The 20,922-nt window shown below is 70.4% G+C and carries 19 protein-coding genes and 1 pseudogene; 10 read left to right on the plus strand and 10 right to left on the minus strand.

Annotated features, from left to right (window positions below):
* Positions 1-498 precede the first annotated feature (498 nt).
* Positions 499-969, minus strand: a complete 471-nt coding sequence (locus AB0H88_RS49445) for a MarR family winged helix-turn-helix transcriptional regulator (RefSeq protein WP_357656748.1) — start codon at positions 967-969, stop codon at positions 499-501.
* 153 nt (positions 970-1,122) lie between these two features.
* Between AB0H88_RS49445 and AB0H88_RS49450 the strand changes: the two genes are divergently transcribed.
* Both AB0H88_RS49450 and AB0H88_RS49455 read left to right on the plus strand, forming a co-directional pair.
* Positions 1,123-1,743 (plus strand): NAD(P)-binding domain-containing protein, encoded by a 621-nt coding sequence (locus AB0H88_RS49450; RefSeq protein WP_357656750.1) that lies wholly within the window; start codon positions 1,123-1,125, stop codon positions 1,741-1,743.
* Between the two features lie 52 nt (positions 1,744-1,795).
* A complete protein-coding gene (locus AB0H88_RS49455; RefSeq protein ID WP_357656752.1) occupies positions 1,796-2,737 on the plus strand; it encodes an SDR family oxidoreductase in 942 nt (313 codons plus the stop codon).
* A gap of 274 nt (positions 2,738-3,011) precedes the next feature.
* Here the strand turns inward: AB0H88_RS49455 and AB0H88_RS49460 are convergent, their stop codons facing one another.
* The 9 genes and pseudogenes from AB0H88_RS49460 to AB0H88_RS49500 form a co-directional block, all read right to left on the minus strand.
* Positions 3,012-4,178 (minus strand): epoxide hydrolase family protein, encoded by a 1,167-nt coding sequence (locus tag AB0H88_RS49460; protein ID WP_357656753.1) that lies wholly within the window; start codon positions 4,176-4,178, stop codon positions 3,012-3,014.
* Between the two features lie 157 nt (positions 4,179-4,335).
* A pseudogene (locus tag AB0H88_RS49465) lies at positions 4,336-4,621 on the minus strand (cupin domain-containing protein); the annotation flags it as partial.
* A gap of 688 nt (positions 4,622-5,309) precedes the next feature.
* Complete coding sequence (locus tag AB0H88_RS49470) at positions 5,310-5,840, minus strand: 2'-5' RNA ligase family protein (RefSeq protein WP_357656755.1); 531 nt, start codon at positions 5,838-5,840, stop codon at positions 5,310-5,312.
* 14 nt (positions 5,841-5,854) lie between these two features.
* Positions 5,855-6,532 carry a type 1 glutamine amidotransferase gene (locus AB0H88_RS49475; RefSeq protein ID WP_357656757.1) on the minus strand — a complete coding sequence of 226 codons (678 nt, stop codon included), beginning with the start codon at positions 6,530-6,532 and terminating at the stop codon, positions 5,855-5,857.
* 68 nt (positions 6,533-6,600) lie between these two features.
* The gene (locus tag AB0H88_RS49480; protein ID WP_357656759.1) at positions 6,601-7,434 is read right to left on the minus strand and encodes a bifunctional 5,10-methylenetetrahydrofolate dehydrogenase/5,10-methenyltetrahydrofolate cyclohydrolase; all 834 of its coding nucleotides are present in this window, start codon (positions 7,432-7,434) and stop codon (positions 6,601-6,603) included.
* A 70-nt stretch (positions 7,435-7,504) separates the two neighbouring features.
* On the minus strand, positions 7,505-8,113 hold the full coding sequence (locus tag AB0H88_RS49485) for a cyclodeaminase/cyclohydrolase family protein (RefSeq protein ID WP_357656761.1): 609 nt from the start codon (positions 8,111-8,113) through the stop codon (positions 7,505-7,507).
* Positions 8,114-8,147: 34 nt separating this feature from the next.
* The gene (locus AB0H88_RS49490; protein ID WP_357656763.1) at positions 8,148-8,642 is read right to left on the minus strand and encodes a hypothetical protein; all 495 of its coding nucleotides are present in this window, start codon (positions 8,640-8,642) and stop codon (positions 8,148-8,150) included.
* Between the two features lie 33 nt (positions 8,643-8,675).
* Positions 8,676-9,680 carry a LacI family DNA-binding transcriptional regulator gene (locus AB0H88_RS49495; RefSeq protein ID WP_357656765.1) on the minus strand — a complete coding sequence of 335 codons (1,005 nt, stop codon included), beginning with the start codon at positions 9,678-9,680 and terminating at the stop codon, positions 8,676-8,678.
* Between the two features lie 45 nt (positions 9,681-9,725).
* Positions 9,726-11,072: a rhamnulokinase family protein gene (locus AB0H88_RS49500; protein ID WP_357656767.1), complete on the minus strand. Its 1,347-nt coding sequence runs from the start codon at positions 11,070-11,072 to the stop codon at positions 9,726-9,728.
* 123 nt (positions 11,073-11,195) lie between these two features.
* On the opposite strand from AB0H88_RS49500, the gene AB0H88_RS49505 reads away from it, so the two are divergent.
* From AB0H88_RS49505 to AB0H88_RS49540, 8 genes are all read left to right on the plus strand, one after another.
* The gene (locus tag AB0H88_RS49505) at positions 11,196-12,692 is read left to right on the plus strand and encodes a sugar ABC transporter ATP-binding protein (protein ID WP_357656769.1); all 1,497 of its coding nucleotides are present in this window, start codon (positions 11,196-11,198) and stop codon (positions 12,690-12,692) included.
* 13 nt (positions 12,693-12,705) lie between these two features.
* Positions 12,706-13,737, plus strand: a complete 1,032-nt coding sequence (locus AB0H88_RS49510; RefSeq protein WP_357656771.1) for an ABC transporter permease — start codon at positions 12,706-12,708, stop codon at positions 13,735-13,737.
* Positions 13,730-14,686 (plus strand): ABC transporter permease, encoded by a 957-nt coding sequence (locus AB0H88_RS49515; RefSeq protein WP_357656773.1) that lies wholly within the window; start codon positions 13,730-13,732, stop codon positions 14,684-14,686. Before AB0H88_RS49510 ends, AB0H88_RS49515 begins: the two co-directional genes overlap by 8 nt.
* Positions 14,683-15,756 (plus strand): rhamnose ABC transporter substrate-binding protein, encoded by a 1,074-nt coding sequence (rhaS, locus tag AB0H88_RS49520; RefSeq protein WP_357656774.1) that lies wholly within the window; start codon positions 14,683-14,685, stop codon positions 15,754-15,756. Before AB0H88_RS49515 ends, rhaS begins: the two co-directional genes overlap by 4 nt.
* Positions 15,757-15,852: 96 nt before the next feature.
* The gene (locus tag AB0H88_RS49525) at positions 15,853-16,164 is read left to right on the plus strand and encodes an L-rhamnose mutarotase (RefSeq protein ID WP_225297987.1); all 312 of its coding nucleotides are present in this window, start codon (positions 15,853-15,855) and stop codon (positions 16,162-16,164) included.
* Positions 16,165-16,191: 27 nt separating this feature from the next.
* Entirely contained in the window at positions 16,192-17,337 is a 1,146-nt protein-coding gene (gene rhaI, locus AB0H88_RS49530; protein WP_357656776.1) for an L-rhamnose isomerase, read from the plus strand.
* Positions 17,337-19,379, plus strand: coding sequence for a bifunctional aldolase/short-chain dehydrogenase (locus tag AB0H88_RS49535; RefSeq protein WP_357656778.1), 2,043 nt, complete (start codon positions 17,337-17,339; stop codon positions 19,377-19,379). The genes rhaI and AB0H88_RS49535 overlap by 1 nt, the downstream gene beginning before the upstream one ends.
* A gap of 118 nt (positions 19,380-19,497) precedes the next feature.
* Positions 19,498-20,913, plus strand: a complete 1,416-nt coding sequence (locus tag AB0H88_RS49540) for an L-fucose/L-arabinose isomerase family protein (protein ID WP_225297993.1) — start codon at positions 19,498-19,500, stop codon at positions 20,911-20,913.
* Positions 20,914-20,922: the final 9 nt, after the last annotated feature.

Genomic DNA, 20,922 nt, shown 5'->3' on the forward strand with positions numbered 1-20,922 from the left:
GACGCCTTCCCCACCGCCGCCGCCATCGCCGCCGTCCTCATCGACAACGCCATCCCCGCCACAGCCGGCGACGACCAGCGACGGGAGAAAGTGTCAAGCTAACTTGACACTCCGCGGCCGGGCTGGACGCGCTGCCGGTCGCACGGCTGCACCCGCTGGTACGCGACACCAGCCGCCCGGCACCTGGCCCGGACCTGCCGGCATTTACGGAACTGGCCGCCCGCCTGCTGAAGGCCGCGGCAGAAGCAGCCGGGGAGACCGGCGACTCCCGAGGATCCGCCGACGTGGTCGGCCTGGCAGCTGCTGGCGCTCGACACCCAGACCGACGCGCTCAAGGCGGCCGTGATCATGGGCCACCGTCATGCGGATGCTCCGCGACCACAATGACAAGGCACCGGAAGCTTCTGATTACGGATAGCTACTTTGCCCCGGCCGTGGCTTCAGGAGTTCGAGGCCGACGCGCACGCAGTTCGTGAGCAATGAGGTCCGGATCGGGTATCAGTGCTTGTGTTCCAGCGCCGCCAGCCGTTCGGCGACTTTGTCGCCGATGGTGACGAGCATCGCCATCTCTGTCGCGGTGAGATGATCGATGAGCACGTCGCGGACGTCGGCCACGTGCTGCGGAGCCGCGATCTTGATCAGGTCGCTGCCCTGGGGAGTGATGGCGACTACCGCCCCCCGTTGGTCGGCGAGGCACCGCTCGCGGGACACCAGGCCGCGATTTTGCATCCGGCCCAGGTGCTGCGACAGGCGGCTCTTCTCCCAGCGCAACAGCCGGCCGAGTTCGAGCGACCTCAGCCGCCCTTCGGGCGCCTCAGAGAGATGGGCCAGGACCTGGTAGTCAGCGCCGGACAGCCCGCACCGGTTGCGCAGCTGCCGCTCGATGAACTCCGACAGCCCGTCCTGCATCTTCATCAAGCTGCGCCAGGCCTGCTGTTCTCGCTCGTCCAACCAGCGCGGCTCGGTCATGCACGTCACTTTACCGTCTGGTTGACATGGTAACCAAGTGCCACGTACATTCTGGTTAACACGTTAACCAAATGGAGGGGTGTCGACGACACAGCCGTTGACAACGACGGGTGGGACTGGCGTCCTATCCAGCTCCAGAAAGCAGGCACTCCAATGAGCAGCGTCAGCATTATCGGCCTGGGGAACATGGCCAGCGCCCTGGCCGGCCGGGCGCTCGCCGGCGGCAACGCCGTCGAGATCATCGGCCGCGACCCGGCCAAAGCCAAGGAGCTGGCCGCCGCGCTCGGCGGCGCCACTGCCGGGACGGCCGGCGCCGCCCCGGCCGGCGACATCGTTATCCTCGCCGTGCCGTACGCCGGTGCGGCGGCGGTGGTCAGCGAGTACGGGGACGCACTACACGGCAAAATCATCATCGACATCACCAACCCCGTCTCCCCCGATTCCCAGGGCCTTGTCACCCCAGACGGCAGTTCCGGCGCGCAGGAGATCGCCAAGGTCGCCCCCGCCGGCGCGCACGTCGTGAAGGCGTTCAACACCGTCTTCGGTCACATGCTGGCGCAGGGCAACCCGCTGGACGTGCTCATCGCCGGCGACGACGCCCAGGCCAAGGCGACTGTGTCGGCGTTCATCAAGAGCCTCGGGCTGCGGCCGATGGACACCGGCCCCCTGGGAATGGCGCGCTGGCTGGAGGGAACGGGCCTGGTGATGATCGGCCTGGGCCGCTATGGCGCGGGGAGCTTCAACTTCACCCTCGGCGTCAACACTTCTGCCTGAGCGCGCCCGCACCACCACTTCTCTCGCCACATCAATCACAAGGACCAGTAGCATGCGCGTTTTCGTCACTGGCGGGACCGGCCATTCCGGTTCGTACATCATCCCCGAGCTCATCGCCGCCGGGCACGAGGTCACCGGCCTGGCCCGGTCGGACACTGCCGCGGCGGCGCTGTCCGCGCTCGGCGCGAAGGTGCGTCGCGGCGACCTCCAAGATCTCGACGGGCTCAAGGAGGCGGCCGCGGACTCCGACGGCGTCATCCACGTCGCGCACCGGCAAGACCTGCTTCCGTCGGGCGGGATCCACGCCGTGGCCGCCGCCGAGCTCCCGATCATGCTCGCCTACGGCGAGGCACTGGCGGGAACCGGAAAGCCGCTGGTCGCGGCGGGGAGCATCGGCTCGCCCGGGCAGGGATTCCTGGGCCGGACGGCCACCGAGGAGGACCCGGCCCTTCCCAGTGGCGATGAGCACAAAGGCACCCTGCGGGCTCGTAACGTCGTGGAAACCACCGTAATCGGCCTCGCCGAGCAGGGCGTGCGGTCTTCGGTCGTGCGGATCGCCAACATCGCGCACAGCACGACCGATCGCGCCGGATTCCTCCCGACACTGATCGCGCTCGCGAAGGAGAAGGGCTTCATCGGCTACCCCGGAGACGGCGCGAACCTCTGGAACGCCGTGCACATCCGCGATGTCGCCTCCTTGTTCCGCCTGGCGCTGGAAAAGGGCCCGGCCGGCAAATACTGGCACGCGGTCGACGACGGGGGCATCCCGTTCCGCGAGATCGCCGAGGCCATCGGCAGCCGTCTGGGCCTGCCCGCCGTGAGCGTTCCCGTGGACGAACTGGTGCTGCCGGGATACTTCGGGTTCCTCGCGAACATCGTCACGCAGAGCTACCCGGCGTCCAACCTCGTCACCCGCCGGACCCTCGGCTGGGAACCCGCTCAGCCCCGCCTGCTTGCCGATCTGGACAACGGCCACTACTTCCCCGCCAGCTGACGGCAAGGACCCGAGTCTCAACGAGTCCGGCACATGACAAGGAGGGCGGCTCCTCCGGAGGGACGCCGAGAATATGACGACCGTGGGATTCATCGGACGCGGACACATCGGCAGCACCATCGCGCGGCCGCGGCCGGTGACATCGTCGCGGTCACGGTGCCGGTCAAGGCGTTCCCCAGCTTGCCCGCCGCGCCACTGGCCGGGAAGACGGTCATCGACACCTGCAACTACGGCCCCGAACATGGTCGGCGTGCCCATCGACCGCTGTTGGGGTTCAGGCATCGGATCGAGGGGCTGACGGCGCAGAAGGACGGTGGGCGCGGAAGAACTCGATGATGTCGTGGGCCAGCAGGCCGGGTTCTTCGTGGGCGGCGAAGTGTCCACCGCGGGGCATGTGCGTGTAGCGCGTGATGTTGTAGGTGCGCTCGGCCCAGCTCCGCGGGGGCCGGCTCAGGTCGGCGGGGAACAGGGCGACCGCTGTGGGCACGCTCACCCGCTCCACGCGCCTGGTCAGGCCGTGGGCGTACTCGTAGTAGGGCCTGAACGAGGTGGAGATCGTGCCCGTGAACCAGTAGAGGGACGTCTGCGTGAGGATGAAGTCGTCGCTGAAGCGCGAGGACAGGTCGCCTCCACAGTCGGACCAGGCACGGTACTTCTCGACGATCCAGGCGAGCAGCCCGGCGGGCGAGTCGGCCAGGCCAGGGGCCAGGGTGAAGGGACGGGTGCTCTGCTGGTGCTGGTAGCCGCCTTCCTCCGCCTGCCAGGCCGCCACGGAGGCGAGGTGGTCCTGCTCCTGCGGGGCGAGGCCGTCCGGGTCGTAGCCGGCCGGGGGTGCCACGGCCAGCAGGTGGATGCCGGCCAGTGCCTCAGGGTGGGCCTCGGCGAGCCGTGAGGTGACGCCGGCGCCCAGGTCTCCGCCGTGTGCCGCGTACCGCTCGAAGCCGAGTTCGTCGCGCATCAGCCGGTGCCAGAGGTCGTGCGTCTGCTCCGCGCCGGTGAGTGCGGGCCGCTGGGGCGAGAAGGCGAATCCGGGCAGTGAGGGGACGATCACGGTGAAGGCGTCCTCTGCTGCCCCGCCGTACCGGGAGGGGGTGGCCAGCCGGTTGGCGAGGTGGACGAGTTCGAGGAAGGAGCTGGGCCAGCCGTGCGTGAGGATGATCGGCAACGCGTCCGGGTGCTCGCCATCGAAGCGGAGATAGTGCACCGGCGTTCCGTCGAGGTCCGCGAAATGTGACGGGAGGGCGTTGATGGCGGCCTCGTGGGCTCGCCAGTCGTAGCCGGAGGCCCAGTAGGTGACGAGGCGGCGGAGCTCCACGGCGTCGGTACCGGCCTCCCAGCCGTTCACCGGCCAGGGCCGGGGCCATCGCGTAGACGTCAACCGAGCGCGGAGCTCGTTCAGTTCCGCGTCACCGACCGCGATCACGGGTGTGTTACTCGGCATGAGTTCTCCTTGCTGTGCTGCGTGCCGGCCTACGTGGTCCGCACCTCAGCCGCGGTCTCGCGCTGCCGCGGATCACCTGCGGCAACCGCGTTCACGTGGCCCGTCTGGTGAGCGACAGAAGCGGGCGTCTTTCGCCGGCGCCGGCCCATGGCCATCCTCAGGCGCCTTTCGGGCGCGGCCAGGCGCGTACGTGGGGGCGTTCCCCCTGGGGCCCGAACAGGATGAGCAATTCGACCGGTGGGCCCGGCGTTGCCCGGGCAGTGCGGGACATGCGTGTCGAACTCGGCCACCTCACCAGGCGCGAGGACCAGCTCCTGGTCGCCGAGCACGAACCGTAGCGTGCCGTTGAGCACGTACAGCCACTCGTAGCCTTCGTGGCGCTGTGGATGGGGCTCGGCGGGGCCTGTCGCCCTGGGGATGATCAGCTTGTACGCCTGGGGGCCGCGATGGCGGCGCATCCGCCGAAGCCTCGGCCCCAGGGCCGTCAGCGCGGCGTCGAGATCGTCGTCCACAGTGGCCACCCTTGCCGGCTCGGCAACGAGGAGTACAAGCGCCGGACACGGCGCCGATGTCCGGCTTGGACGTCAACCGTCTACACGTGCGCTGGCATTCCCGCGGGGCGGTCTCTTGCTGAGCCGGCAATTTTCTGTGTGCCCGAGTCCGGAGGTGCCGCAGACTCCCTGCCGTGCGGCGCCGGCCAGGCGCCGAACACATGTCAGAGTCGGCCGCAGTCAAAAAGGACGCTCACGGTGAGCACCCAATTGCATCCGCCCAGGTCATGGCTCTGTGAGGGCTTCGCGTAGCGTACGCGAGCTCCGGTCACCCGGGAGACGGAAGCGCGTACGGCAGGATGATCCGCCTGCTCCTTCGCCTGGCCTATCTGACCGTCACGAACGCGTTCGCCGACGCTGCGGTTGCTCCCCGTGGGCGATCGGGACAAGGACGTGGAGATTCTCGTCCTGCGTCACCAGATCGCCGTCCTTGAACGCCAACTCGGCGCTGACAAATACTCACATGCCGCTTGACCTGCATGGATGGAATTATCGGCAGGCGCAGAGCTGACGGGTTCGGGGAGTGCGAGCACGTACGTGAGCTGACGCGCCTGTGCGATGTCGGTGCTCCGACATGTGCCTAGGACGGCGAGTCCGCCGCTGTCAATGGGAAGTCTTCGACTGCCTGCCAGACCGTGCCGTCGTACGCCACCAGTTGGACCGCCTCCACCCGCGCCGTGACCGGCAGCCCTCGCTCGATCGCCGTCCCCGCCTCGTCGAGGGCGGCGCCGTCGCTCTCGTACCCGATCGAGAGGTGCGGCGTTACCGTTTCGTACTTGCCCCCGTATGGTCGGGCCTCGGGCCAGCGTGCGGTCACCGCGTGTGTGAGCCGGACGAACGGCTCACTTGGCACCGGCTCCAGATACAGCAACCCGGACAGCCGCGCGCACCTGGCGAACTCCACCTCGAAAGGCGCATGCCCGGCGAAGAGCCCGGCCAGCGCCGCCCGGTCGACGGCGTCGAGCGGGAGGAAGGGATACATCACCGTCACGTGCGCCGGTACCCCGTACGCCGCGGACGGGTCGAGCACGGTCCGCCAACGGCCCACGACCGGCTCGGCCTCCGGGACCGGCACCACCAGCGCCGTGAGCCCGGCCGGATAACGGTCCATCCCCTGAGCGCGACTCATACGAGCTTGGCGAAGCGGGTGGCCACCTCGCGCCAGATCGGTGTCGACACCGGCTCGTCCGCCACCGCCTGCGCGTAGACCTCGTCCGGGTCGAAGCCGTCGACCCGCCACTCGCGGATGCGCGCCGGCAGCACCTCCGGATGGAACTGCACCCCCCACGCCTGCTCCCCGACCCGGAACGCCTGGTACGGGCAGGCCGTGGTCTGCGCCAGCCAGACCGCCCCCGGCGGCAAAGCGGTGACCGCGTCGACGTGGTGCTCGATGGCGGGCACCACCTCGGGCAAGCTGTGGAAGAGCGTGTCGTCGGCGGCTTCGGGCCGCAGCGTCAGGGGGAGGCTGCCGTTCTCCGGCGCGCCCGCGTCGGGGGTCACCTCGCCGCCGGCGACCTCGGCCAGCATCTGACCGCCCAGGCAGACGCCGAACAGTGGCACGCCCTCCTCCAGCGCCTGCGCGAACAGGGTCCTGGCCGTGGCCAGCCACGGCGCACGGTCGTCGTCGCTCGGCAGGAAGCCGCCGCCCAGCATGATCATGGCGTCGTGCGACAGTCTGGCAGGGAGTGGGGCGCCGTCGTAGGCGGGTACGACGTCCAGCCTCAGCCCGGCCTCCTCCAGCCAGTCGCCGAGGCGGCCCGGACCGCCGCTCCTGCTGTTCTGCACGATCAGCACGTCACGCATCGACACCCTCCAGCGTCGCTATCTCGGTCGTCTGGTACGTCACGCGTCGCTTCCGCTTGTCCGCGTGCTCACATCAGGCCCGCCGACTGCGCGGTGTGCCGCAGCAGGAGGGCGGTCGTCACCGGGCCGACGCCGCCCGGGACCGGTGTCAGCGCCCCGGCCCGGTCCACGACCGCGGCGGAGTCCACGTCGCCGGCCAGCCCGCCGTCCTCGGTCGGGTTGGTGCCGACGTCGATGACGACCGCGCCCGGCGCCACGTGCTCCGTACCGATCAGCCCGGCCCGGCCCACGGCCGCGACCAGCACCTCGGCCGTGGACGTGACGGCCGGCAGGTCGCGGGTGCGCGAGTGGCAGACGGTCACCGTCGCGTTCCGGTCGAGCAGCAGGTGCGCCAGAGGCTTGCCGACCACCGTCGAACGGCCGACGACCACGGCCCGGCGGCCCGCCAGCTCGACTCCGTAGTGGTCGAGGAGGGCCAGCACGGCGGCCGCCGTGGCCGGGGCGAACGCGGGCAGCCCGGCCGCCAGGCGACCCAGGGACAGCGGGTTCGCGCCGTCCACGTCCTTGGCCGGGTCGATGGCGGCGGCCAGCTCCTGCGCCGACGCGCCCGGGGGGAGCGGAGTCTGCAGCATGACGCCGTGCACGTCCGGGTCGGCGCTGAGTCGTTCGAGCGTCTCGCGGATACCGGTGGCCGTGGCTTCGGGGCCGAGGTCGGCGAGCTCGAAGGCGATGCCCACGCCTGCGGCGGCCTTGGCGATCGAGCGTACATACCACAGGCTCGCCTCGTCGGCGGTCGCGACCACGACGGCCAGTTTCGGCTGCGGACCGGCCGCCACCCGCGCCGCCGTCTCCGCCCTGATGGCGGCGGCCAGTTCCTTACCCGTCAGCGTCTGCGTCTTCACACGTAGATCCTCTCGTACAGCTCGCCGACCACGTGACCATCCCCCGGCACAGCACGGCTCGCCGACCCGGTCACGTGGTGGTGAGGCCCTCGCGGACCCTGGCCGTCACCCACTCCGCTCTGGCGACCGTGGCGTCCACGTCGGCCAGCCGGGCCCGGAACCGGTGGAGGGCCTGCTCGTCCTTGATGCCGCCCAAGTTGACCTCGACGTTCACCCGTGCGGTCGTGAGCGCGGCGCGGGCCGCCTCGGCCGCCGCCGCCACGTCCGTCACCACGTTGGGGTTGCCGATCGGCAGGAGCTGCTCGCAGAGGTCGACCAGTCGCGTGGCCGTCTCGACGACCCTGGCGGGCGGCTCGGCCGCGCCGACGAGGGCCGCGGCGATCGCCGCGCTGCGCTCCGGGCCCTTCGGCAGCCGGTAGGCGTCCGTCACGGCGGTGAAGGCCGCCGCATCCTCCTCCAGCAGGCGCAGCGCCCGCGCGCGCATCGTGTCGGTCTCGGCGATCATCGCGACGATGGTATCGGCGTGGCCGGTGTATTTCTCCCCGGTGGTGTAGCGGGCGACCATGCCGAGCAGCGCGGCGGCCTGCGCCGCGTGCAGGGCCGCCGTGGCGCCCCCTCCCGGCGCGGGCACGTGTGCGGCGAGCTGGGCGAGGAAGTCACTGATCCTGGAGTCGCGCATGGCGGCATTCTGCCAGGCCACGACCCCGTACCGCTCACCCGCGGTGGATCGGCCGCGTCGCGTCCTCCGGTCCCCGGTACGGCGGGATCACGCCGTACGCGGGCCCAGCAGGAAGGGGGCGCGGCGTCGACCGCCAGCGCGAGGGGAAGGCCGAGCCCACCAGCAGCAGCACGCCGATCATCAGCAGTACCCCGGAGTAGGTCAGGGTCAGGAACCCGTTCCAGAGGACCGCGGAGAAAATCCGCTCGGGCATCAGGTGGAGGCCGACGGTGTCCAGAATCGGCAGGAGCCCGAACGCGGTGAACTCCAGCCCGCCCACCAGCGAGGCGACGGGCGACAGCCGCGAGGCGAGCAGCGGCGCGAGCAGGATCCCCGAGACGACGATCGCGCCGAGCCCGGCCCAGGAGATGACGAACTGCTGGTAGTTGAGGCTGAACTCACCGACGCCGTAGAACAGTCCGAGGGCGATCAGCGGAGGGAGGAGCAGTCCCGCGACCACCCCGAGCACATGACGGGCACCATTTGGCATGATCAACCCCGTTTGTCGGTTTTGCGGGACAACCTACCGCGTGGACTCCCTGACGACGAGATCCGGTTGGAACATGATCTGCTGGTGCGCGTGCGTCCCCGGGTTGTCGCACTCGTCGAGCAGCAGCTCGGTGGCCACCCGGCCGAGCTGGTACGTGGGCTGCCGGACCGAGGTCAGCGACACCGTGGAGGCCGAGGCGAAGTCGATGTCGTCGTAGCCGATCAGCGACACGTCCTGAGGCACCCGTACACCCGCCTGGAGCAGGCCGCGCAGCATGCCGAGCGCGAGCAGGTCGTTGGCGCAGAACAGCGCGTCCGGAAGCGTCCCCTCGGCGATCAGGTTCTCGGCCGCCTGCTGACCCGCCTTCGCCGTCATCGCGGGCATCGTGACCTCGAGCAGCTCGCGCGGGTCGCGGCCGGCCGCGGCCATCGCCTGCTCGGCGCCGCGCTTGCGGTCCTGGCACTGCCGGATCACGGGGGGCCCGGTGACGTAGCCGAGGCTGCCCGCGCCGCCCTCCAGCAGGTGGGCGACGGCCATCGAGCCGCCGGTCACGTCGTTCACGGCGACGGCGCACTGGTCGGAGCGCTCGGCCGGATGGTCGACGAGCACCACGCAGATGCCGCGGCCCCGCAGCAGGTCGAGCCGGCCCGGGTCCTCGTCCGACGGCGTGATGAGCACCCCGCGCACCCGCTGCTCGGCGAACACCAGCAGGTTGCGCTCCTCCTTCATCCGGCTGCCCGAGGAGTTGCCGAGGATGACGGCGTAGCCGCGCTCGCTCGCCACGTCCTCCACCCCGGCGGCCACGTCGGTGAAGAACGGGTTGCCGATGTCGATCACGGACAGGCCGACCGTACGGCTGTGGCCGGCCCGCAGCGTGGAGGCGGAGCCGTGCCTGACGAAGCCGAGCTCCCTGATGGTCGACTCGACCCGGATCCGGGTGGAGTCGGCCACCTTCTCCGGACGGTTGAGCACGTTGGACACCGTGCCGGGCGACACGCCCGCGCGGGCCGCGACGTCCTTGATGCTCACCGTGGTCACGAGCCCTCCTCCGACCGTCTCATGAGATGACCTCGGCAAGCTCGGTCATGGGTGCCCCCGTGGCTCGTAGGTGCGCAGGCTCTCGCTTCGTCGTACCAGAGCCCGCATGTCGGCCAGGTCGCCGACCAGGCCGCGCGCCCGCGCCTGGACCAGCGCGTTCCCCAGGGCGGCCGCCTCGACGGGCCCCGCGACCACCGGCAGGCCGGTGGCGTCGGCGGTGAGCTGGCACAGCAACGCGTTGCGCGATCCGCCGCCCACCAGGTGGACGACCTCGACCGGCCGCCCGCTCAGCCGGACGGCGTCGGCGACGGCCCGCTGGTAGGCGAGGGCGAGGCTCTGCAGGATGCATCGTACGGCCTGCGCCCGATCCTCCGGAGCCGCCTGCCCGGTACGCGCGCAGTAGTCAGCGATCCGGGCGGGCATGTCGCCCGGCGGCAGGAACGACGGATCATCCGGATCGATGACCGCCTCGGTCCTGGCCTCGGCGGCGGCGGCGAGCAACGGCTCCAGCGCGGGGTCGCCCCACACGCGCAGGCATTCCTGCAAAATCCACAGGCCCATGACGTTGCGCAGGTAGCGGGTGGTGCCGTCGATGCCGGCCTCGTTGGTGAAGTTGGCCAGGCGGCTCTCTTCGGTGAGCACCGGGCCGGGCAGCTCGACGCCGACCAGGGACCAGGTGCCGCAGGAGATGTAGGCGAAGCGGTCGCCGGTGGCGGGCACGCCGACCACGGCCGAGGCGGTGTCGTGCGAGCCCACCCGGGCCAGGGAAGTGGTGTAGCCGATCTCGACGGCCACGTCGGGCCGCAGCTCCGCGACGCCGCCATCCGAAATTTCGGGAAATATCCGGCTTGGGAGGCCGAGGCGGTCGATCAGGTCCCAGGCCCAGTCCCGCTTGGTGACGTCGTACAGGCCGGTCGTCGAGGCGTTGGTGCGCTCGGCGCCGCGTTCGCCGGTCAGCCAGTAGCCCAGGAGGTCGGGGATCAGCAGCATCGTCTCGGCCCGGTCCAGCCGGTCGCAGGCCAGCTGGTTGATCGTGTTGAACCGGAGGAACTGCAGCCCGGTCACCTCGTACGGGTCGATCCGCTCGGTCACCTTCTCGGTGCGCCCGTCGCGGTAGTGCACCGGGTTGCCGATCAGCGCTCCGTCACGGTCGAGCAGGCCGTAGTCGATGGCCCACGCGTCGATGCCGACCGACTCGGCGGGCCCGGCCCTGCGCAGCCCGTCGAGCACCCCCTGGTAGAGGGAGAGGATGTCCCAGTGCAGCGTCCCGGCCACGCGTACGGGCCGGTTGGCGAACCGGTGTTCCTCTACGAGCCGCACGCTGTCGGCCGAGACGTCGGCACTCATGACCCGCCCGCTGGAGGCGCCAAGGTCCACTGCAGTGAATCGCACCCCCCGATTAAAACGTAACAATCACAAAGACGCCAGAAGACGCGTGAAGGCATTGACGACTGCTGGTCCAGCGCCTAGATTCCGGGTTCGTCGCGATTAAAACGTTTGTTGTCCGGAGGATGCATGAGTGGTGCCCCCACCCTCGCGCTCGCGAACGTCAGCAAGTCGTTCGGAGCCGTCAGAGCGCTGCGCGACGTCTCACTCGAACTGTTCGCCGGCGAAGCGCACGCGCTCGCGGGCGAGAACGGCGCGGGCAAGTCCACCCTGGTCAAGACGCTCGCGGGCGTCCACCGGCCCGACACCGGCCAGGTCCTGCTGAACGGCGAGCCGGTCGTCTTCGCCGGACCGGCCGACGCCCAGCAGGCCGGCGTGGCGGTCATCTACCAGGAGCCCACGCTCTTCCCCGACCTGTCCGTGGCCGAGAACATCTTCATGGGCCGCCAACCCCGCCGCACCCTGGGCCGCATCGACCGCAAGGCGATGCACGGCCAGGCGCGGCGGCTGTTCGAGCGGCTCGGCGTCGCCCTCGACCCCGAGCAGCCCTCGCGCGGCCTGTCCATCGCCGACCAGCAGCTCATCGAGATCGCCAAGGCCCTGTCCCGCGAGGCCCGCGTCCTGGTGATGGACGAGCCGACCGCCGCGCTGTCCGGCAACGAGGTGGCGCGGCTGTTCTCGGTGGTCGAGGCGCTGCGCGAGCACGGCTGCGCGATCCTGTTCATCTCGCACCGGCTGGAGGAGATCTTCTCGCTCTGCCAGCGGGTCACGACGCTGCGCGACGGCGCGTGGATCGCCAGCGAGCCGGTCGCCGGGCTCACCCACGACGACCTGGTCCGGCGCATGGTGGGCCGCGAACTCGGCACGCTCTACCCCAAGGAGGCGGCCGCCCTCGGCGAGGTCGCCCTCCAGGTGGACCGGCTGACCCGCGAAGGCGTCTTCACCGACGTCTCCTTCCAGGTACGGCGGGGCGAGATCGTCGCGCTGGCCGGCCTGGTGGGCGCCGGGCGCAGCGAGGTGGCCAGGGCGGTGTTCGGGGTGGACCGCTGGGACGCGGGCTCCGTCTCGGTGGACGGCCGGGCGCTGCCCACTGGGAGTCCCACGGCGGCGATGGGCGCGGGCCTGGCCCTGGTGCCGGAGGACCGCCGCCAGCAGGGGCTGGTCATGGAGCTGTCGATCGAACGCAACATCGGCCTGACCGGGCTGGGCTCGCTGCGCAGGGGAGTGACGATCTCCCGTACGGCCGAGCGCGACCGGGCCAAGGACTGGGCGGTGCGGCTGCGACTGAAGTTCGCCCGGCTGAGCGACGGGGTGGGCGTGCTGTCCGGCGGCAACCAGCAGAAGGTCGTGCTGGCCAAGTGGCTGGCCACCAAGCCGTCCGTACTGATCGTGGACGAGCCGACCCGCGGCATCGACGTCGGCACCAAGGCGGAGGTGCACCGGCTGCTGTCGGAGCTGGCCGGGCAGGGCATCGCGGTGCTCATGATCTCCTCCGACCTGCCGGAGGTGCTGGGCATGGCCGACCGCGTGCTGGTCATGCACGAGGGGCGGCTGACCGCCGAGCTCTCCCGCGCCGACGCGACAGAAGAGAGCGTGATGAGCGCAGCCACCGGGAGGGCCGCATGACTGGGGGAGCGGCATGACGACCGCCACCGCGCCACCCGAGCAGACGGCGCCCGCGCGCAGCGCCCGCGGCCTGGTCGACCTGGTGTTCCGCGCCCGCGAGCTGAGCCTGGTCATCGCGCTGGCCGCGCTCGTCGGCGTCACGGCCAGCGTCAACGGCAACTTCCTGTCCGGGCAGGGCATCGAGGACATTCTGCTCAACACCGCCACCCTCGCGCTGCTGGCCGTCGGCCAGTCCATGGTGGTGATCACCCGCAACCTCGACCTGTCCGTCGGCTCGGTGGTGGGGCTGGTCGCCTTCGTTACCGGCGACCTACTGGCGAGCGGCTGGGGCATCCTGCCCGCCGTGCTGCTCGGGGTGGCGATCGGCGCGGCCTGCGGGCTGATCAACGGCCTGCTGGTCAGCTTCTGCCGGGTCCCCGCCCTGGTGGTGACGCTCGGCACCCTCTACGTGATCCAGGGGGTCGACCACTACATCGCCCACGGACGCCAGATCAACGCGGTCAACCTGCCGCCGGGGCTGCTGTCGCTGGGCAACGGCTCGGTGCTCGGGGTGCCGTACCTGCCGCTCATCACGCTGGTGATCATGGTGGTGATCGGCTACTACCTGCGGTCCTACCCGAGCGGCCGGGAGTTCTACGCGATCGGCTCCAGCCCGGAGGCCGCCCGGCTCGCCGGCGTGCCCGTCAGGCGGCGGATCCTGCTCGCCTACCTGGTCAGCGGCTGCCTCGCGGGGCTGGCGGGGGTGCTCTGGCTGGCCAGGTTCGGCACGGTCATCGCCGACTCCGCGCACGGCTGGGAGCTGCTCGTGGTCAGCGCGGTGGTGGTCGGCGGCGTCGCGATCACCGGCGGCGTCGGCAGCGTGTACGGCGCGGCGCTCGGCGCGCTCCTGCTCACCACGATCGGCAGCGCGCTGGTCGTGCTCCGGGTCAACCCGTTCTGGCAGCAGGCCATCACCGGCGCGCTGCTCCTGCTGGCGATCAGTGTCGACCGGGTGCTCGCCCTCAGACTGGCCCGCCTGCTCAGGAACAGGAGCCGTCATGGCTAAGGTCTTGCGCTGGGACGTGCTGGTCGGCGCCCTGCTGATCGCCGTGTTCGCGGCCGGCTCGCTCACCTCGCCCGGCTTCGCGAGCGTCGACAACCTGTCGTTCGCGCTCGGCGACCTGGGCGAGATCGCGCTCATCGCGCTGGCCATGACCATGCTGGTGGTGGCCGCCGAGGTGGACCTGTCGGTCGCCTCCGTGCTCGGGCTCTCCAGCGCGCTGGTCGGCTCGCTCTGGGACGGCGGCATGGCCATCGAGGCGATCATCCCGATCGCCGTACTGACCGGGGCCGTGTGCGGGCTGGTCAACGGCCTGCTGGTGACCCGGCTCGGGCTGCCCTCGCTGGCCGTCACGATCGGCACGCTCGCCCTCTACCGCGGCCTCGCCTACGTCGTGCTCGGTGACCGGGCGGTCGCCCAGTTCCCGCCGGACTACACCGCGCTCGCCGTCAACGACGTGCCCGGGACGCCCATCCCTTATCCGATAGCGGTGTTCGTCCTGCTCGCCGCCATCGTGGGCGTGGTCCTGCACGCCACCGGCTTCGGCCGGGCCCTGTACGCGATCGGCGCGCAGGAGCAGGCCGCGTTCTTCGCCGGAATCCGGGTCAAGCGCATCAAACTGCTGCTCTTCGTGATCTCCGGCACGGTCGCCGCCTTCGCCGGTGTCGTCTTCACGCTCCGGTACGGCTCCGCCCGCGCCGACAACGGCGTGGGCATCGAACTCGCCGTCATCGCCGCCGTTCTCCTGGGCGGCGTCGACTTCGACGGCGGCAAGGGCACGCTCGGCGGCGTCATCGCCGGCGTGCTGCTCATCGGGTTGCTGCGCAATCTGCTCATGCTCGGCGACGTCTCGACCGAGATCCAGTCGATCGTCACTGGACTGCTCCTCATCGTCTCGGTGCTCACCCCCCGTCTCGTCTCGCTCGTCAGGCCAGCTCTGAAAGGATCCCCATGACCCCGATGCGCCTGACCGCTGTGACCGCGCTGCTCGCTCTCGGCGTGGCGGCATGCAGCGGTACGACCAAGTCGAACGTGACCTCGGCGCCCGCGCCGGCGCCCGCCTCCTCATCCGCCGCCGCCAAGGCCGACCCGAACGCCCCGATCAAGCAGGGGCTGAAGCTCGCCTTCCTGCCCAAGGCGATCAACAACCCCTACGAGACGATCGTCGACAACGCGGGCATCGAGGCGGCCAAGGAGTATCAGGGCGAGGCCAAGGAGGTCGGTCCGTCCGACGCGTCCGCCTCGTCGCAGATCTCCTACATCAACACGCTCACCCAGCAGGGCCACGACGCGATCCTCATCGCCGCCAACGACGCCAACGCCGTCTGCGGGCCGCTCCAACAGGCCCGCGCCAAGGGCATCAAGATCGTCGCGTACGACTCGGACGCCGCCCCGGAGTGCCGCGACCTGTTCATCAACCAGGCCAGCTCGGAGGAGGTCGGCCGCAGCCAGGTCAAGCTGCTCGCCGGGATGATCGGCAACAAGGGCGACATCGCCATCCTGTCGGCCACCGCGAACGCCACCAACCAGAACACCTGGATCACGTTCATGAAGGACGAGCTCGGCAAGCCCGAGTACAAGGACGTGAAGCTGGTCAAGGTGGCCTACGGCGACGACGACGACCAGAAGTCGTTCACCCAGACGCAGGGCCTGCTGCAGGCCTACCCGAACCTGAAGGGGATCATCTCCCCGACCACGGTCGGCATCTCGGCGGCGGCCCGGTACATCTCCGGCTCCAAGTACAAGGGCAAGGTCGTGCTCACGGGGCTCGGGACGCCGAACCAGATGCGGCAGTTCGTCAAGGACAAGACAGTGGAGAAGTTCGCGCTGTGGAACCCGAAGGACCTCGGCTACCTGGCCTCCTATGCCGCCGCGGCGCTGGTGTCGGGGCAGATCACGGGAGCCGAGGGGGAGACGTTCAAGGCGGGCAAGCTGGGCGAGCGCACGATCGGCAAGCAGGGTGAGGTCATCCTGGGCCCGCCGTTCACCTTCGACGCGGCGAACATCGACCAGTTCGACTACTGACGGTTTTGATTCCCAGCAGGCCCGGCGCCGTTCTGGGCGCCGGGCCCCCCGGCGCCGCGAGGGTCCGTGCGGGGTGGATATGAGAGGAGGTTGGTTATGGAGCGGGTGTGTTTTGTGTTGAAGGTCCGGCCCGAGCGGCTCGACGAATACGCCGAGCGGCACCAGGCCGTCTGGCCCGAGATGCTCGAAGCGCTGACGAAGGCCGGGTGGCGTAACTACTCGTTGTTCCTGAGCGACGACGGACTGCTGGTGGGCTACCTGGAGACCGACGACTTCAAGGCGGCTCAGCAGGCGATGGCCGAGACCGGTGTCAACGCGCGCTGGCAGGCGGAGATGGCTCCCTTCTTCGAGGCCGGACGGCCCGACGAGGGGCTGCTCACGCTGGCCGAAGTTTTCCACCTGGCTTGAAATCTTGCTCGAAATCTGGGGAAAGAAATGATCAAGGATCAGCTGCGGCAGCAGCGCATTGAGACGCCGTCCTGGGCGTACGGCAACTCCGGTACGAGGTTCAAGGTGTTCGCCCAGCAGGGCGTGCCGCGCGACCCCTACGAGAAGCTGGCCGACGCGGCGCAGGTGCACCGCTACACCGGCGTCGCGCCGACCGTGGCGCTGCACATCCCGTGGGACAAGGTCGACGACTACGCCGACCTCGCGCGGCACGCGACCGAGCAGGGGGTGACCATCGGGGCCATCAACTCCAACGTCTTCCAGGACGACGACTACAAACTCGGCAGCGTCACCCACCCCGATCCAGAGGTGCGGCGCAAGGCGCTGCGGCACCTGCTCGACTGCGTCGACATCATGGACGCCACCGGGTCCGACACGCTCAAGCTGTGGTTCTCCGACGGCACCAACTACCCGGGCCAGGACGACATCAGGGCCCGCCAGGACCGGCTCGCCGAAGCACTCGCCGCGGTCTACGAGCGGCTCGGCGAGGAGCAGCGGTTCCTGCTGGAGTACAAGCTGTTCGAGCCCGCCTTCTACATGACCGACCTGCCCGACTGGGGCACCGCCTACGCGCACTGCCTCAAGCTCGGCGACAAGGCGCAGGTCGTGGTCGACACCGGGCACCACGCGCCCGGCACCAACATCGAGTTCATCGTGGCGTTCCTGCTGCGTGAGGGCAAGCTCGGCGGCTTCGACTTCAACTCGCGCTTCTACGCCGACGACGACCTGATGGTGGGGGCGGCCGACCCGTTCCAGCTGTTCCGCATCATGTTCGAAGTCATCGGCGGCGGCGGTTACACCAACGAGACCGCCTTCATGCTCGACCAGTGCCACAACATCGAGCCCAAGATTCCCGGCCAGATCCGCTCGGTGATGAACGTCCAGGAGGCCACCGCCAAGGCGCTGCTCGTCGACCGCGACGCGCTGGCGGCCGCCCAGCGGGAAGGTGACGTACTGGGCGCCAACGCCGTGCTCATGGACGCCTACAACACCGATGTCCGCCCGCTGCTCGGTGAGCTGCGGGAGGAGATGGGGCTCGCGCCCGACCCGATGGCCGCCTACGCCAAGTCCGGATACTTCGAGAAGATCGCCGCCGACCGTGTCGGTGGTAACCAAGCAGGCTGGGGGGCCTGATGTCGAACGCCAAGAACGAACTGCTCGAAAGAGCGCACACGCTCGGCTCCGATCCGCGCAACACCAACTTCGCCGGCGGCAACGCCTCCGCCAAGGGCACCGCGAACGACCCGGTCACGGGCCAGGACGTGGAGCTGCTCTGGGTGAAGGGCTCCGGCGGCGACCTGGGCACGCTCACCGCCGGCGGCCTGGCCGTCCTGCGCCTGGACCGGTTCAGGGCGCTGAGCGGCGTCTACCCGGGTGAGGAGCGCGAGGACGAGATGGTGGCGGCGTTCGACTTCTGCCTGCACGGCAAGGGCGGCGCCGCACCGTCGATCGACACCGCCATGCACGCCCTGGTCGACTCCGCCCACGTCGACCACCTCCACCCCGACTCCGGCATCGCGATCGCCACCGCCGCCGACGGCCCCGAGCTGACCGCGCGGGTCTTCGGTGAGCGGGTCGTCTGGGTGCCGTGGCGGCGGCCCGGCTTCCAGCTCGGTCTCGACATCTCCGCGATCAAGGCCGCCAACCCGCAGGCCATCGGCTGCATCCTGGGCGGCCACGGCATCACCGCCTGGGGCGAGACGAGCGCCGAGTGCCAGGCGAACTCCCTGGAGATCATCCGTACCGCCGAGCAGTACATCGCCGACCACGGCCGCCCGGACCCGTTCGGCCCCGTCGTCCACGAACCCCTGCCGGAGGAGGCCAGGCACCGGCGCGCGGCCGAGCTCTTCCCCGCGATCCGCGGCCTGGCGAGCACCGACGCCCGCCAGGTCGGTCACTACACCGACTCGCCCGAGGTGCTCGACTTCCTGGCCCGCGCCGAGCACCCCAGGCTCGCCGCGCTCGGCACCTCCTGCCCCGACCACTTCCTGCGCACCAAGGTCGCCCCCCTCGTCGTGGACCTGCCGCCGGACGCGCCGATCGCGGACGTCCTGACCCGGCTGGGCGAGCTGCACACCCAGTACCGCGCGGACTACGCCGCCTACTACCAGCGCAACGCGGCCCCCGACTCGCCCCCGATGCGCGGCGCCGACCCGGCGATCGTGCTGGTGCCCGGGGTCGGCATGTTCAGCTTCGGCAAGGACAAGCAGACCGCCCGGGTCGCCGGGGAGTTCTACGTCAACGCGATCAACGTGATGCGCGGCGCCGAGGCGCTGTCCAGCTATCAGCCGATCGAGGAGTCGGAGAAGTTCCGCATCGAGTACTGGGAGCTGGAGGAGGCCAAGCTGCGCCGCCTGCCCAAGCCCAAGGCGCTGGCCGGGCGCGTGGCGTTCGTGACCGGCGGCGGCTCCGGCATCGGCGCCGCCACCGCCAGGCGGCTGGCGGCCGAGGGCGCGTGCGTGGTGGTCGCCGACCGCGACCTGGGCGCCGCGGACAAGGTGGCCGCCGAACTCGGCGGCGCCGCCTACCGGCCGCAGGACGTCGCGATCGCCGTGGGCGTGGACGTGACGTCCGAGGAGCAGATCGCCGAGGCGGTACGCCAGGCGGTCCTCGCCTTCGGCGGCGTCGACCTGGTGGTCAACAACGCGGGCCTGTCCTTGTCGCGCTCGCTGCTGGAGACCACGCTCGACGACTGGAACCTGCAGCACGACGTGATGGCCCGCGGCTCGTTCCTGGTCTCCAGGGAGGCCGCGCGAGTCCTGCTGAGCCAGGCCATGGGCGGCGACATCGTCTACATCTCCTCCAAGAACGCCGTCTTCGCCGGTCCGAACAACGTCGCCTACGGCGCGGCCAAGGCCGACCAGGCCCACCAGGTACGCCTCCTCGCGGCCGAGCTGGGCCCGCACGGCATCCGGGTCAACGGCGTCAACCCCGACGGCGTCGTACGCGGCTCGGGGATCTTCGCCTCCGGCTGGGGCGCCAACCGGGCGGCCGTCTACGGGGTGGAGGAGGAGCGCCTGGGCGAGTTCTACGCCCAGCGCACGCTGCTCAAGCAGGAGGTGCTGCCGGAGCACGTGGCCGCGGCGGTGTTCGCGCTCACGGGCGGGGAACTGTCGCTGACGACCGGGCTGCACATCCCCGTCGACGCGGGAGTGGCCGCCGCCTTCCTGCGCTGACGCTGATTCGTACGCCGAGAGACGCGCCTCCTCTGCTCTGGAGGCGCGTTCTTGCCGAAGCCCCAACCTGTAACGGCGGGATACCGCACCCGCGACCGGAAGAGGAGACCAAGAAGACATGACGCTCGAACGGATCCCCGCGCGGCCCACCAAGGTCGGACTCGTGGCGGGCGGGCTCGGCGCGTACTGGCCGCAGTTCCCCGACCTGCTGCCCCAACTGGAGCGCTCGTCCGCGCGCGTCTCCGAGCGCATGGGCACACTCGGCTGCGAAGTGGTCGACGTCGGCTTCATCTCCGACGCCCAGCAGGGCGCGGCCGCGGCGGAACGGCTGCGCGAGGCGGGCTGCGACCTGATCGTCGGCTTCCTCACCACCTACATGACCGCCACCATGCTGCTGCCGATCGCCCAGCGCAGCGGCGCACCGGTGCTGCTGATCAACCTGCAGCCGTCGGAGTCGATGGACCACGAGACCTTCGACACCGGGCAGTGGCTGGCCTACTGCGGCGCGTGCCCGCTGCCGGAGATGGCCAACACGTTCACCAGGGCCGGGATCCCGTTCCGTTCGGTCTCCGGCTACCTGGAGGACGAGCGGGCCTGGGCGCGGATCGAGCGGTGGGTGAAGGCGGCGGGCGTACGGGCCACGCTGCGCGACGGGCGGCACGGGCTGATGGGCCACCTCTACCCGGGCATGCTCGACGTCGCCACCGACCTGACGCTGGTGCCGGTCAATCTGGGCGGCCACGTGGAGGTGCTGGAGTTCGACGACCTGCGGGTACGCGTCGAGAAGGTCACCGACACCCAGGTCAAGGAGCGGATGGAGCTCGCGCGGGAGGTGTTCGAGCTGGCCGACACGGTCGTGCCCGAGGACTTCGAGTGGGCAGCCCGCGTATCGGCCGGGCTGGACCAGCTGGTGGCCGACTTCGAGCTGGACAGCCTCGCCTACTACCACCGCGGGCTCGACGGCGAGATCCACGAACGGCTCGGCGCGGGCATGATCCTCGGCTCGTCCCTGCTCACCGCGCGGGGCGTCCCGGCGGCGGGGGAGTACGAGCTGCGGACCTCCCTGGCCATGCTGATCATGGATCGGCTGGGCGGCGGCGGCTCGTTCACCGAGCTGCAGGCGCTCGACTTCCTGCGCGGACATGTCGAGATGGGCCACGACGGGCCCGCCCACCTGGCCATCAGCTCGCGCAAGCCGCTGCTGCGCGGTCTGGGCGTCTTCCATGGCAAGCGCGGGTGGGGGGTGTCGGTCGAGTTCGACGTGGCGCACGGGCCGGTGACGGCGTTCGGGCTGCTTCAGCGGCGTGACGGGCGGTTCGGCTTCGCCGTGTCGGAGGGCGAGACCGTGGACGGCCCGCACCTCAAGATCGGCAACACCACGTCGCGCGTCGACTTCGGCCGCGATCCGGGGGAGTGGACGGACGACTGGAGCGCGACCGGCATCTCCCATCACTGGTCCCTCGGCACCGGCCACCGCGCCGCCGAACTGCGCGCCCTGGCCGACCTCATGGGAGTAGAAGTAGTCGAAGTCTGATATTTCGCA

Source organism: Nonomuraea sp. NPDC050680, assembly GCF_040654555.1.
Lineage (GTDB): Bacteria > Actinomycetota > Actinomycetes > Streptosporangiales > Streptosporangiaceae > Nonomuraea.

What these genes read in the sequence shown, in the direction of transcription:
- AB0H88_RS49445 (WP_357656748.1), bottom strand. Translation starts at nt 969, where the DNA reads ATGACCGAGCCGCGCTGGTTGGACGAGCGAGAACAGCAGGCCTGGCGC.
- AB0H88_RS49450 (WP_357656750.1), top strand. Translation starts at nt 1,123, where the DNA reads ATGAGCAGCGTCAGCATTATCGGCCTGGGGAACATGGCCAGCGCCCTG.
- AB0H88_RS49455 (WP_357656752.1), top strand. Translation starts at nt 1,796, where the DNA reads ATGCGCGTTTTCGTCACTGGCGGGACCGGCCATTCCGGTTCGTACATC.
- AB0H88_RS49460 (WP_357656753.1), bottom strand. Translation starts at nt 4,178, where the DNA reads ATGCCGAGTAACACACCCGTGATCGCGGTCGGTGACGCGGAACTGAAC.
- AB0H88_RS49470 (WP_357656755.1), bottom strand. Translation starts at nt 5,840, where the DNA reads ATGGACCGTTATCCGGCCGGGCTCACGGCGCTGGTGGTGCCGGTCCCG.
- AB0H88_RS49475 (WP_357656757.1), bottom strand. Translation starts at nt 6,532, where the DNA reads ATGCGTGACGTGCTGATCGTGCAGAACAGCAGGAGCGGCGGTCCGGGC.
- AB0H88_RS49485 (WP_357656761.1), bottom strand. Translation starts at nt 8,113, where the DNA reads ATGCGCGACTCCAGGATCAGTGACTTCCTCGCCCAGCTCGCCGCACAC.
- AB0H88_RS49490 (WP_357656763.1), bottom strand. Translation starts at nt 8,642, where the DNA reads ATGCCAAATGGTGCCCGTCATGTGCTCGGGGTGGTCGCGGGACTGCTC.
- AB0H88_RS49505 (WP_357656769.1), top strand. Translation starts at nt 11,196, where the DNA reads ATGAGTGGTGCCCCCACCCTCGCGCTCGCGAACGTCAGCAAGTCGTTC.
- AB0H88_RS49510 (WP_357656771.1), top strand. Translation starts at nt 12,706, where the DNA reads ATGACGACCGCCACCGCGCCACCCGAGCAGACGGCGCCCGCGCGCAGC.
- AB0H88_RS49515 (WP_357656773.1), top strand. Translation starts at nt 13,730, where the DNA reads ATGGCTAAGGTCTTGCGCTGGGACGTGCTGGTCGGCGCCCTGCTGATC.
- rhaS (WP_357656774.1), top strand. Translation starts at nt 14,683, where the DNA reads ATGACCCCGATGCGCCTGACCGCTGTGACCGCGCTGCTCGCTCTCGGC.
- AB0H88_RS49525 (WP_225297987.1), top strand. Translation starts at nt 15,853, where the DNA reads ATGGAGCGGGTGTGTTTTGTGTTGAAGGTCCGGCCCGAGCGGCTCGAC.
- rhaI (WP_357656776.1), top strand. Translation starts at nt 16,192, where the DNA reads ATGATCAAGGATCAGCTGCGGCAGCAGCGCATTGAGACGCCGTCCTGG.
- AB0H88_RS49535 (WP_357656778.1), top strand. Translation starts at nt 17,337, where the DNA reads ATGTCGAACGCCAAGAACGAACTGCTCGAAAGAGCGCACACGCTCGGC.
- AB0H88_RS49540 (WP_225297993.1), top strand. Translation starts at nt 19,498, where the DNA reads ATGACGCTCGAACGGATCCCCGCGCGGCCCACCAAGGTCGGACTCGTG.